The organism is Borrelia coriaceae, from assembly GCF_023035295.1.
Taxonomy (GTDB): domain Bacteria; phylum Spirochaetota; class Spirochaetia; order Borreliales; family Borreliaceae; genus Borrelia; species Borrelia coriaceae.
The window spans coordinates 191,820-204,639 of record NZ_CP075076.1; the positions used below are offsets into that span (position 1 = coordinate 191,820).

At 27.7% G+C, this 12,820-nt stretch carries 9 protein-coding genes and 1 tRNA gene; 8 read left to right on the forward strand and 2 right to left on the reverse strand.

The window, feature by feature from the left end; genetic code table 11:
* Window positions 1–215 precede the first annotated feature (215 nt).
* The 4 genes from prfA to bcCo53_RS00960 are packed head-to-tail and all read left to right on the forward strand — an operon-like array spanning window position 216 to window position 6,350.
* Window positions 216–1,289, forward strand: coding sequence for a peptide chain release factor 1 (gene prfA / locus bcCo53_RS00945; protein WP_028328164.1), 1,074 nt, complete (start codon window positions 216–218; stop codon window positions 1,287–1,289).
* Between the two features lie 10 nt (window positions 1,290–1,299).
* The gene (gene prmC, locus bcCo53_RS00950; RefSeq protein ID WP_025407867.1) at window positions 1,300–2,133 is read left to right on the forward strand and encodes a peptide chain release factor N(5)-glutamine methyltransferase; all 834 of its coding nucleotides are present in this window, start codon (window positions 1,300–1,302) and stop codon (window positions 2,131–2,133) included.
* Window positions 2,117–4,120 carry a RelA/SpoT family protein gene (locus tag bcCo53_RS00955; protein WP_025407868.1) on the forward strand — a complete coding sequence of 668 codons (2,004 nt, stop codon included), beginning with the start codon at window positions 2,117–2,119 and terminating at the stop codon, window positions 4,118–4,120. Before prmC ends, bcCo53_RS00955 begins: the two co-directional genes overlap by 17 nt.
* The gene (locus bcCo53_RS00960; RefSeq protein ID WP_028328165.1) at window positions 4,110–6,350 is read left to right on the forward strand and encodes a hypothetical protein; all 2,241 of its coding nucleotides are present in this window, start codon (window positions 4,110–4,112) and stop codon (window positions 6,348–6,350) included. Before bcCo53_RS00955 ends, bcCo53_RS00960 begins: the two co-directional genes overlap by 11 nt.
* Here the strand turns inward: bcCo53_RS00960 and bcCo53_RS00965 are convergent.
* Both bcCo53_RS00965 and bcCo53_RS00970 read right to left on the reverse strand, forming a co-directional pair.
* Window positions 6,347–7,441 carry a D-alanine--D-alanine ligase gene (locus tag bcCo53_RS00965; protein WP_025407869.1) on the reverse strand — a complete coding sequence of 365 codons (1,095 nt, stop codon included), beginning with the start codon at window positions 7,439–7,441 and terminating at the stop codon, window positions 6,347–6,349. The two genes, bcCo53_RS00960 and bcCo53_RS00965, sit on opposite strands and share 4 nt — an antisense overlap.
* A 4-nt stretch (window positions 7,442–7,445) precedes the next feature.
* Window positions 7,446–8,966: a UDP-N-acetylmuramoyl-L-alanyl-D-glutamate--2,6-diaminopimelate ligase gene (locus bcCo53_RS00970; protein ID WP_028328166.1), complete on the reverse strand. Its 1,521-nt coding sequence runs from the start codon at window positions 8,964–8,966 to the stop codon at window positions 7,446–7,448.
* A gap of 146 nt (window positions 8,967–9,112) precedes the next feature.
* On the opposite strand from bcCo53_RS00970, the gene bcCo53_RS00975 reads away from it, so the two are divergent.
* The 4 genes from bcCo53_RS00975 to hflC all read left to right on the forward strand — a co-directional run bounded on the left by bcCo53_RS00975 (window position 9,113) and on the right by hflC (window position 12,570).
* Window positions 9,113–9,185: transfer RNA gene (locus bcCo53_RS00975), tRNA-Cys, on the forward strand.
* 89 nt (window positions 9,186–9,274) lie between these two features.
* Window positions 9,275–10,516, forward strand: coding sequence for a hemolysin family protein (locus bcCo53_RS00980; RefSeq protein ID WP_028328167.1), 1,242 nt, complete (start codon window positions 9,275–9,277; stop codon window positions 10,514–10,516).
* Between the two features lie 145 nt (window positions 10,517–10,661).
* Complete coding sequence (gene hflK / locus bcCo53_RS00985) at window positions 10,662–11,594, forward strand: FtsH protease activity modulator HflK (protein ID WP_025407871.1); 933 nt, start codon at window positions 10,662–10,664, stop codon at window positions 11,592–11,594.
* A 1-nt stretch (window position 11,595) separates the two neighbouring features.
* A complete protein-coding gene (hflC, locus tag bcCo53_RS00990) occupies window positions 11,596–12,570 on the forward strand; it encodes a protease modulator HflC (RefSeq protein WP_025407872.1) in 975 nt (324 codons plus the stop codon).
* Window positions 12,571–12,820 lie beyond the last annotated feature (250 nt).

Here is a 12,820-nt window from a genome sequence, read left to right on the forward strand (position 1 = left end):
ATTTATATAAAAATATAAAAACATTATTAAATCTTTAACAACCAATCTCAATAAACATATTATATAAAAAATTAAAAAAATATACTTAATTTTGCATACTTAAACTTATTTATTTAAATTGTATATAAAGCCTATAAGATAAATTCATGGCCAATTATAACAAAAAAATTCAAAAATAAGATAAAATATTACTACTTTATTAGGAGAAAATTAAGATGTTTTTAGAAAGATTAAGTCCCATCGAAAGTAAAATAAAAATACTTGAAGAGCAATTACAAGACCCAAATCTGATCAAAAATCAAAAAGAATATGCCAAAATAATAAAAGAATATAACTATTTAGAAAAAATTAAAGAAAAAAAAGATGCATATGAAAACATATTATTTCAAATCGATGAGAATCAAAAAATTTTGTCCGAAGAAGAAAACTTAGAAATGAAAGAATTAATAAAACAAGAATTAGCCCATCTAAACCTCAAAAAAGATGAAATTGAACATACAATCAAAATATTACTCTTGCACCAAGATGAAAATGACAGTAAAAATATCATTATTGAAATTAGAGCTGGAACAGGTGGAGAAGAAGCTGCTCTTTTTGCCCATAATCTTTACGGCATGTACGTAAAATATTCTGAGAAAAAAAAATGGAAAACAGAGCTTATTCACTTTAATGAAACGGAACTTGGTGGATTTAAAGAAGTAAGTTTTGAGGTGAAGGGCAAAGATGTATTTAAAAAATTAAAACACGAAAGTGGAGTACATAGAGTTCAAAGAGTTCCTATAACAGAATCCAATGGTAGACTTCAAACATCAGCAGCAACCGTTGCTGTACTACCTGAAGTTGAAGATACCGAAATTGAAATCAACGAAAAAGATTTAAGAATAGATGTTTATAGGGCTTCTGGTGCTGGAGGCCAACATGTAAACACAACAGACTCTGCTGTAAGAATTACACATTTGCCTACAGGAATTGTGGTACAATGTCAAAATGAAAGAAGTCAGCACAAAAACAAAGATCAGGCTATGAAAATATTAAGAGCGAGACTTTATGAATTTGAAAACCTCAAAAAACAAGAACAACGCTCAAATGATAGAAAGCAACAAGTAGGTTCAGGTGATAGGTCTGAACGCATTAGAACATACAATTTTCCACAAAACAGAGTAACAGATCATAGAGCAAATATTAGTCTTTATAAACTAGAAGAAATTATGCAAGGAGAACTTGATTCTCTTTTAGACACACTAGCTCTAAAGTTTCAAGAACAAGCACTAAAAGATAACCCAACATAAGTTTTATTTAATGACAATAAACGAAGCAATAAAGAGTTCAAAACAACATAATTTAAATACTCTTGAGATTTTATTATTACTTGAAAAAATCTTAAAGAAGCAAAAAGAATTAATTCTTGTAAACACAAATAAAAATTTAACAAAACACGAAGAAAATACACTATTGCATCAAATAAACAATATAAAATCAGGCACACCCATACATTATATACTTGAAAAAAAAGAATTCATGAGCATTGAGTTTTACATAAACAAACACGTACTAATTCCTAGATCAGATACAGAATGCTTAGTAGAAGAAGCCTTAATACAAATTAAAAAGCACAATTTCAATAAAATTTTAGATTTATGTTGCGGTAGTGGGTGCATTGGTTTAACAATTGCACACTATCTCAAGTGTAAAGTAATGCTATCAGACATTTCAAACGAAGCATTAAAAGTATCACTAAAAAACGTACAAAAATTAAAATTAGAAAATTATATAGAAATACAGCCCTCAGATCTGTTAAAATACATAAACAAAGAGTTTGAGCTAATAATCACTAATCCGCCTTATTTAACTAAAAATGAACTAAGAATAAAAGAAAAATTAACACAAGAACCAAGAGTGGCTCTTTTAGGATTTGGAAAAGATGGACTTGGGATTTCAAAAAAAATAATTAAACAGGCAAAACACAAGCTCACCAAAAATGGACTCTTAATAATAGAAATGGCCCCCTGGCAAATGCAATCTTTAAGACAGTTTGCAATTCAGGAAGGTTTTGAATATTTAAAAACTATATATGATATCGAAAACAGAGCAAGGGCGCTAGTCCTAAGGATAAAGCATGATACAAGTATATGAAATTGCATACCTACTTAAAATCAACGATATTGATAAACTAAAAAACATTTTTAGAAAAACTGTCGACAATACTTATCAAGATGAGATTCAAAAAAAATTAATATTTAAAGCTCTCGAAATATCAGAACAATTGCACTATGGACAATATAGAGAAAGTAAAGAGCCATATATAATCCATCCAATAATGGTTGCACTATTTCTTATAAAATTTCAACTAGACTTTAAAACAATAATAGCTGGCCTACTACACGATGTGCTTGAAGACACAAGTGTAAAGAAAGAAGAAATAATTAAAGAATTTGACCAAGAAGTTTTAAGTTTAATTGATGGTGTAACCAAAATTCATGACTTACACAATAAAACAAGAGCAATCAAAGAAGCAAATACCATCTCTAAAATGTTTTTTGCAATGACTCATGATATCAGAATAATAATCATAAAACTTGCAGACAAATTACATAATATGGCAACCCTTTCTCACTTGCCTAAAAACAGAAGGGAAAGAATTGCAAGGGACTGTCTTGCAACTTATATACCAATTGCAGAAAGACTTGGAATTTCATCTCTTAAAATATATCTTGAAGATTTATCATTAAAATATCTCTACCCAAAAGAATATAAAGAAATCAAAAACTTTTTGTCCACAACTAAAATAGAGAGAGAAAAAAAATTATATAAGGGAAAATTGATCATAGAAAAAGAACTTAAAAAAATTGGTATTGATGTCACAATCACAGTACGTTCAAAACATTTTTATTCAATATTTAGAAAAATGAAAACAAGAAATAACAATATTTCTCAAATCTTCGATACTCTGGGAATAAGAATAATTTGTAAAAAACAAAAAGAATGCTATGAAATACTAGAAATTGTACATAAAGTCTGGAAACCAATACCTGGAAGACTAAAAGATTACATAGCAATACCTAAAGAAAATAAATATCAATCCTTACATACCACTGTCAGAATACCTGAAGATAACCAATTGATTGAAATCCAAATCAGAACAGAAGAAATGGATAAGATTGCTAAATATGGTGTTGCTGCTCACTGGCTTTACAAAGAACAAGTCGAATTCAAAGCTGATGATATATCATTCATCAACCGAATCAAAAAATGGCAACAAGAATCAGTTAACAAAAATCAATACTCAATGCATGATATACACAAAGAACTATTAAACACATTCATATATGTCTATACACCAGAAGGAGAAATAGTAGAGCTTCCATTTGGTTCAAATTCAATCGACTTCGCATACACAATACATACAGATATTGGAGATCAAGCGCTTTATGCAAAAATTAATGGCAAAATTAGCTCACTAACCAAACCACTAAAAAATGAGCAAATTGTTGAAATATTTACCTCTCCAGAAGCCAAACCTAATGTAATTTGGCTTCATAGTGTTAGAACAAAAAAAGCAAGATCAAAAATTCGATCTTGGCTTAATAAAAATGACAATACAATAGTTGTAGATAATAACATAATTGCATATCTTATTGGAGAAAATAAAGAACAAAAAAGACTTTTCAGTCTATTTAAATCTTTAACAAAATCTAAAATAAAAAGCATTACAATAGGTTATGACTGTAATCCACTCACTGGTGAAAATATCATTGGAATAATACAAAAAGATACAATAGTAGTTCACAAAGAACATTGTAAAGAAATCATAAATCAAAGAAAAAGCCACCTTATAGAAGTAGAATGGGAAGCAACACCAACAAGAAAAGTATATCACATTATAATATTCTTAAAAAACTTCAAAGGTCTTTTTAATTACTTAGATACGCTTTTTACAACTTTTGACATAAGACTTATTAGTGAAAAAATAGAAGATTGTGGCAATGGACATGGGATAATTAATATTATTATCTCATCAAATGCAAAAAACACATCCATGATCTTTACCTCACTTAAAGAAAATCCAAACGTACTCCAAATAATGCAAGTAGAAGAAGACATAAAAAATTATGATAACTAAGATATTATTCTTAATAATACACACGCTAATTTCACACAAGATAATAAAAGCAGATGAAATAGAACAATGTAACAAACAAATAAGACAACATATCACAGAAATTAATACACTACAAGACTCATCAGAAAAAATAAAACGAATAGGAAACATTTATAATTACATAAAAAAATACTTTCTAAAAAATGGAATTGAATACAAAAAACACTCACTTCAAGAAATTGGATTTACCGGATATTCAGAAAAAACAATTCATGTCAAAATAAAAGGAACAGAGACAACTAATTATAATATAATTGTTCCAATCGAGATCAAACATGATCTAAAAAATAACCTAGCAATTGCCATTGCAATTACACTAATAAATAACTTTAAAAACAAAAAAATTAAAAACAATCTAAATATTTATTTTATAGAAGACGACTTAAACAAAGACATATCAACAATAAGTAGTAGATTATTATTAAATCACAATGCACTTGAAAAAAATATAAACACAATATACTTAATTTTAAATGAAGACAAAACAAATAACTTAATAGAACTTAAAAATCAATCAAACATAATGAACTCAAAAACAAGTTTAAGCTTTTTAGAAAATTTTATAAGAACATTTGAAAATAATAAAGTAAACTTCAACGTATCAAAAATAAATGATAAACACATTAATGAAATATACAATTTGTACTTAAAAGAAGAAATTCCAATTTTAATAATAAGCAATAACAAAGAGCAATCATTCTTAAAGCATTCTAAAAATAACAATTTTTGTAATATTTATAAATCAATTGAAGAAGCAATCAAATTCCCAAAAAATATACAAAAAGAAAATGAACTGCACTATATAATTATTAATACTCCTTTTAAAAAGTGGATAATAAATGAAAATACACTTATCATAATAATATATGCTGTCTTCAATTTTACCATCTTAATGTTCATCACAAAATTTAGAAAAACTAGTATCATATTTAGAAAAACAAAAGAAAATTACCATAAAATTATAAAACTATTTCTTATATTATTCCTAAGTACATATACTTCTACTCTGCTTACAAGCAAAATACTAAAAGTATATGAAAATTTCATAGACTATAACATGATAAATCCAATATACCTAGTAAATTTTTTTCTCATATTATTTAACTTCAACCTCATATCTTATTTCACATACAACCTTAAAATACATTTACCCCCCAAAGACCTCAAATATCTAGCAATATTAATCTCTGTAGCCGAACTTATTATGATACTATACATCAAAATAGAATTTATTTTAACCATACTCTTAAAAAACATACTAATTTTAATTATTCCTAATAAAACAAAATCTTTAAAAAAGATAATGATAATGCTTATTTGGATAATAAACCTTATACTAATAACATCAATACAAACAACTTTAATGATAGCAAAACCGATTGCACTAAGCTACTTCATATCAATCTCACTCTTTTCAATAATACTTACCAACATTGTAGAACATTTAAAACATAAAACTGATAAACTAAAACAAGAATTCATAAAATCTGAAAAAATTGAATTTATAATTCTCTTTTTAATAATTGCCATTACCATAATATCATATGATATAGAAAAAATTTCAACAATAAAAATAAATCAAATAATAAAATTTCCAGAAAAAATTAATAAAATTCAAATAGAATACCTACAAGATAACAGAAATACAATTCAAATCTCAACCAAAGATTTTAATCTTAACTTAGATAAGAATAAAAAATACGCACAAAAGGAAATTAAAATAAAAGAAGACTTAATAAAGTTAACCTTTGACAAAACAAATGTTGCCGAGAGAACTATCTACGAAATTAAAATTAAAACGAATAAGACTACAAAACAAATTAATCTATGCTTAAAAAATGCATCCGAACTTATCATATATCAAAGCAATACACCATATAAAATAGCATCTAATAATATAATATTCACAGTAAATAATATCAAATCAAATACAATAAACATAACTTTTACTGTTAAATGTCAAATAGCAATTAAATATGATGTTTTTGCTTACCTTGATATCAATGAGAACCAAGTAAAAATATACGATCAAGAAACAAAAAAAGAAGTTAAAAATATTAACATAGATTATTCATATACAATAAAATCCTCAGGAATACTTCCAAAATCTGAACAATACAACCAAGATCCCTTTTTCAAACTCCAAAATGATAAGGAAATTGAAAATTTAAAAAATTGGAAACCAAATTAGCTCTCCAACCGATTAAAATCAATTCTTTCTTTTCTCTTTGCATAACTTTGGAAAGCCAAATCTACCAATGCATCAACCAAAGACTCATAATCAAGACCATCATGATCACACATCTTAGAAAACATAGACATATCTGTAAACCCTGGAATTGTATTTATTTCATTAATATAAATCAAGCCATTATCTTTTTCGATCAAAAAATCAATCCTCGCCATACCCCTAAGTTCCAAACACTTATAAACACAAAACGCATATTCTTTAATATCTAATAAATGTTTTGTGTCAAGATGAGCAGGGATATTAAAAATCACTGAATTCCCAGGAATAGTAGCATACTTAGCAGTATAGTCATAAAATACAAAATTCTGTATAACAATTTCACCAGGAGTAAATATCTTAATCTGATCATTTCCCATGACAGCACATTCAATCTCTCTTGCTTGAATAAACTTCTCTACAACAATTGTTAAATCATACTTAAAAGCCTCTTCAATACATTTTTCAATCTGAGTATCATCATATGCAATACTTATCCCAATTGAAGAACCTAACATAGCGGGCTTGACGATCACAGGATAACTTAAATGTTGACTTATGTTTTTCTTGATTTCCTCTTTATCTAAAAGATAATCATATTTTTTCAACCCAATAAAGGGCACTAAAGGAATATCAAAACTTTTAAGCAAAAGTTTACAAAAGTACTTATTAATAGAAATAGCACTCCCCAAAATACCAGCACCAACACAAGGAATATCCATTATTTTTAAAAATCCCTGGATAGCACCATCTTCCCCTGTTCTTCCATGAACAATGGGAAATACAACATCAATTTTAAGATCTTTATTATTTACAAATATCCCACAACCAGGAATTAAACTAACAATAAAAGAGCTATCTCGTTTAATTAATTTAGGCTCATCAGGAACACAATCTAATAAATACCAAACCCCAGTAATCTTGTCAATAAAACTTGGAAATACATTATATTTACCAAGCTTCATAAACGCTGAATAAATTCCATAAGCAGATCTAAGAGAAATTTCATGTTCAAAAGAAACCCCTCCAAATATCAACATAAGATTTTTTTTCATAAAATCAACTCCTGTTTTTCAAACCAAAAATAATATCCTCAATTACGGCTTGCTCATCCCAAAAAACACTGCGATCCCTATATATTATTGAATTTTCATGACCTTTTCCAAGAATAACCACCAAATCACCAGCATGAGCAATGTTTATTGCCTTTTCAATTGCACTTTTTCGATCAGGAATGAAAAATAAATCTCTAGTTAAGGTCTTTTCTAAAATTCCTTCCGCAATGTCACTAATTATTTGCATACTATCCTCACCTCTTGGATCTTCATCACAAAGTATTATTATATCTGAATATCTATCAGCAATTTCGCCCTGCAATTTTCTCTTAAGAATATCTCTCTCGCCAGCAGAACCAAAAACAGAGATCAATCTATTTTTTGTAAGTTTTTTAAATATAGGAAAAACTTTAAGAAAAGCCCCGGGTGTATGTGCATAATCAACAATTAAAGAAAAATCTTGTCCAAAATCAACACCTTGCATTCGGCCACAAAGACCTTTAATATTGACAAGCTTATCAATAAGTTCTGACATATCAACATTCATAACTTTACTAACAACAATCAAAGCAGAAACTACATTCTCAACGTTGAAACTACCAATTAAATTAACTCTAGCATCATATTTAACATTCTTATGATAAAACTCAAACTCAATAAAACCCATTTGTTCCCTAACTTTACTTACAAAAAAATCAGCACCTTTATTTGTTAAACTATACGTATAAGCCTTATTAATCGCATTTAAAAAGATAGAACAATTATTATCATCCATATTGATAACACCAAAACCACCACTAGCATTAGCAGAAGAAAAAAGATTAAGTTTAGCATTCAAATAATGCTGCATAGTACCATGAAATTCAAGATGTTCATGGCTAACATTAGTTAAAACAGCAACCGAATAAGCAATATCAATGAGTCTTGATGTCCTAATATCAAGACCATGAGAAGTTGACTCAATAATAGCATATTCAACACTATTCTCTACCATTTTACTAAGAACTAAATGAATTTCTGTTGACTCTGGAGTTGACTGTCTATAAGGATTTTTAACTAAAATTCCACTGCCATCTTCAAAAAATACAGTTGAAATAAACCCAACCTTAACACCTATAGATTTTAATAGAGTATAAATATAAAAACAAACAGAACTCTTACCATCAGTTCCTGTAACACCAATAATTTTAAGTTTTTTTGAAGGCTCATCATAAAAAATATGAGCAAAATTTGACATAAACCTTTTTATATTACAAGAATCAATTCTAATATATGTCACATCGGCATCATAAAAATCAATATCATGAGTATGAACAATAACATTGCTACCCCGTTTAATTGCTGACTCAATGAATTTGTGACCATCAAAATGAAATCCTGGAAGAGCAAAAAATACAAAACGAGATAAAACACATCTTGAATCATATGCAAGCCCCAATATTTCTACTTCACAAGACCCTATAATTTCCTTTACAAGGCTCTTATCTAACTTAGATAAAACATCATTAAGAATTATTTTATTCATATTCATCAATTCTACAAAAATAAAACCTATTTTTATAGAAAAATATATAAAGAGAATACTTAAAAAGTTAAATTACAACCACAAAAGATGCAAAGATACTGTTTACAATTTAAATATTTTTTAATAAACTAACTAATGTTTAAAGTGGCGCTGTACCCAAATGGCTAAGGGAAAAGTCTGCAAAACTTTGATTTGCCGGTTCGATTCCGGTCGGCGCCTTATAAACCTTAAAGCAAAAGTCAATGCATTTTTTTCAAATAAAAACAAAATTAAAGCAAATGATTTAAAGATAAATTAAAATAATAATTATGTTGGAATTAATAATTATATTAATATTTATAATACTATCAGCCATTTTTTCGGCATCAGAAACAGCTTACACATCATTAAGCCTTATTCAACTCCAAGACATAAAGAAAAAAGGCAAACTAGGAACAATAGTATACAACTTAGCACAAAATCCATCAAAGCTTGTAACAACAATTCTAATTGGGAATAATATTGCCAATATAACAGCAAGCGCCCTTACAACAAAATTTGTCCTTGACAAATATGGAAACAATGCACTTGCATTATCAACTGGAATAATAACAGTCATAGTCCTTATCTGTTCAGAAATCTTTCCTAAACAAATTGCAATTTTAAATAATGAGAGCATAGTTTTATCAACCTCAATCTTACTCAAAATATTAACAATCATATTAACACCAATAATATATGCAATTAATGGAATAGTAAAAATTTTACTAAGCCTATGTAAAATAAAAGCGAGTCAAAAAATGACTAAAGATAGCATCAAAAATATGTTATTTTTGGCCGAAAAATTAGGAATTTTAGACAATGATGACAGGATATTCATGCAAAAGATGTTAAATATAGGAGAAGTTAGAGCTTCTGAGGTTATGACACATCGAACAGAAGTATTCTCACTCTCAAGCACATCAAAATTAAAAGATAAAATCAAATTAATTAAAAAAGAAGGATATTCCAGAATCCCTGTATATAAAGGTCAAAACAGAGAACAAATAATAGGCATTTTAATAACTAAAGACCTAATTGAAATAAGTAAAAAAAATTTTGAAAAAAATATTATTAAATTTGTCAAACCCGCTGTTTTCGTACAACAAAATAAAAGAATAAAAGATATACTAGATATCATGCGACAAAAGCAAAAAATAATGGCTATCGTTATAGACGAATACGGAGGATTTTCAGGCATACTTACAATAGAAGATATAGTAGAGAAAATTTTTGGTGCAATATTTGATGAATATGATTTCGAAGAAAAAAAACAACTTATCACAAAACAAGACGAAAACACGTACATAATATCAGGTGAAACCACATTTGACGAGATTGAAGAAACAGTTGGAATAAAAATTCAACACAAAGAGTATATAAACACAATTGGAGGATACATCATGGATTTACTTGATAAAATACCCACAAGCGGGGAACAGGTTAAGACAGAACATGGAGAATATTTAATAGAAGAAATCCAAAATCACAAAATAAAACAAATAACATTTAAAAAACTCGAAAAGGAATAAAAATGAATCAACATACTTGGAAAATGCTTTTTTACTGTTTAAAGTCAAATCTCAACAAAAAATATACCTTACAAGAAAAATTAGAATATAAAGAAACCAAAAAATACATATTTATCTTAAAAAGATATAACAAAAAGGAGGGAACATGTTAAATAATATTCTAAAAGCTTTTAATAAAACATATGAATATATGATAATTCTAATTGTATTAGTAATAATATTACTAATAACCATTGCAAACGTTTTTGTGGTAGGCCCATCTGATGAAGCCATCGTACTGCGCCTTGGTAAACTCAATAGAACACTTGAATCAGGAATACATATAAAAATTCCGTTAATTGAAGAAAAATTAATTGTACCAGTAAAAATTGTACAAGAAGTCAAATTTGGTTTTAATACAAATAATCACACAGGAACTAACTTAAACGAAGATGACGGAATCATTATCACTGGTGACTTAAATATAATTAAGGTTGAATGGTTAGTACAATATAAAATCAGTGATCCATATTCTTTCATGTTTAAAGTAGAAGATCCAGCAAGAACTATAACAGACATTGCAAAATCATCAATGAACAGATTAATTGGGGACAATACTATTTTTGAAATAATTAACGATAATAGAGTTGGTGTCACAGAAGGAGTAAGAGCATCCATGAATGAAATTATAAAAAAATATAATTTAGGCATTGATATTGTGCAAGTACAAATCAGAAATGCTATGCCACCAAAAGGAAAAGTTTATGAAGCATTTGAAGATGTTAATATTGCAATCCAAGATAAAAATAAATTTATCAATGAGGGGAGGAAAAAATTTAATCAAATCATTCCAAAAATCAAAGGAGAAGCGCTTAAAATGATAGAAGAAGCTAAAGGATATAAAGAGAACCGAATCAATAGCGCACTTGCAGAAACTGCTATCTTTAACGCTATCCTCAATGCATACATACAAGATCCAGAAATTACAAGAGAGAGAATCTATAACGAAGCAATGAGAGAAATTCTTGAAAGTAAAGACAATATTGAAATAATCGACAAAAACTTAAATAATTTTCTTCCATTTAAGGAGGTTAAGTAAAATGAAAAATATACTAATATTTTTACTTTCTATTGTTAAGATTTTATCTTTTATATTAGTATTTAGCTTAATATTATTAGCCATAATGCAACCACTCTATATTTTAAAAGAAAATGAAATTTCAATTACCACAAGGCTTGGTAAAATTGAAAGAACTGAAAACACAGCAGGACTTAAATATAAAATCCCATTTATTGAAAGTGTACAAATATTTCCCAAAAATATACTTAGATGGGATGGAGAACCTCAAAGAATTCCAACAGGGGGAGATGAAAAACAATTAATATGGATAGATACAACTGCTAGATGGAAAATTGTAGACATTAATCAATTCTATACAGCAATCAAAACAATGAACAGAGCTTCCACAATAATCAATGCAGCTATTGAGCCTGCCGTCAGAGGTGTTATTGCCAAATATCCTTTACTCGAAATCATTAGAAGCTCAAACGATCCAATTCAACGTCTATCTGATGGAATTTTAAAACCACAAAATACTACAAACAATACAACCTACAAAATCACAAAGGGTCGCAAAATAATTGAAAATGAAATAATTGAAGTTTCCAATAAAAATACAAAAGACATTGGAATAGAAATTGTTGATGTTCTTATTAGAAAAATTGGTTATGATCCAAGCTTAATTGACTCCGTACATAATAGAATGATTTCAGAAAGACAACAAATTGCAGAAGAACAAAGAAGTACAGGAATTGCTGAGCAAACGGAAATCCTTGGTAGCATTGAAAAAGAAAAGCTCAAATTATTAAGTGAAGCAAAAGCTGAAGCAGCTAAAATCAAAGCGGAAGGGGATCATGAAGCTGCAAAAATTTATGCAAAGGCTTATGGCAAAAATGTTGAATTTTATAAATTCTGGCAAGCACTAGAAAGTTACAAAACAACACTTAAAGATAAACGAAAAATATTCTCAACAGATATGGATTTCTTTAAATACTTACATAATAAAAAAATTTAATATGAACTATTTTATTTAAAAACAGAACATCAAATGAATAAAAATTAAAAAAACACACATTAAAACAAGCAAAAAAATAAATTATACAAAATGGGCAAATACTTAAATTGTGTATTGTGGGCCATTTCAAAAAATATCTAAAAGATAACGATAATGTCAAACATACTAAGCTTTAATGAAAAATTTATAAAAGTTAAGCCAAATTATTACTATGAAAATATAAAATATCCATTATTATATACTTAACATA